Source organism: Micrococcus sp. KRD128 (genome assembly GCF_017168395.1).
GTDB classification, from domain to species: domain Bacteria; phylum Actinomycetota; class Actinomycetes; order Actinomycetales; family Micrococcaceae; genus Micrococcus; species Micrococcus luteus.
The window spans coordinates 1-418 of the sequence record NZ_JABFAX010000025.1 but is presented as its reverse complement, the minus strand read 5'-3'; the positions used below and the strand labels follow the sequence as shown (position 1 = coordinate 418).

At 65.6% G+C, this 418-nt stretch carries 1 protein-coding gene; it reads right to left on the bottom strand.

Going from position 1 to position 418, the window contains the following annotated elements; translation table 11 throughout:
- On the bottom strand, positions 1-256 hold a 256-nt coding region (locus tag J1M44_RS11080; RefSeq protein ID WP_206481088.1), incomplete at its 3' end, for a 3-deoxy-7-phosphoheptulonate synthase.
- Positions 257-418 lie beyond the last annotated feature (162 nt).

Here is a 418-nt window from a genome sequence, read left to right as displayed (position 1 = left end):
CTCCACCCTGGAGAAGGAAGGCCTCACCGCGGGCGACGGCGGCGAGCTTGTCCGACAACGCCTCCACTTCACCGGCGACGGTGATGGGCGGCACACTCTCGAGCACCTTGCGCATATCGGCTGCGTGGTCGGGGTCCCACTGCGGTTGCTGCGCAGCTGGCTTGGCCAACGCATCGTCCAATCGAGTGCGCAGCGTCGGCGACAACGGCGGCAGGTCGGGCAAGCGATCGATGGGTACGTCGACAGTCCAGTTCACCGGTACAGGATATTCGTACCGCAGTCGCCGCAGGACAACGGGTGTTCACCCGCGATACGAGAACTCTTCGATCGCCTGGAACTTCGCCAGATTGTGCCGAGCATCGGCGAGCGCATCATGCGCATCGTCCGGTGCCGACGGCAGCTCGGGGCTGCCGCGATC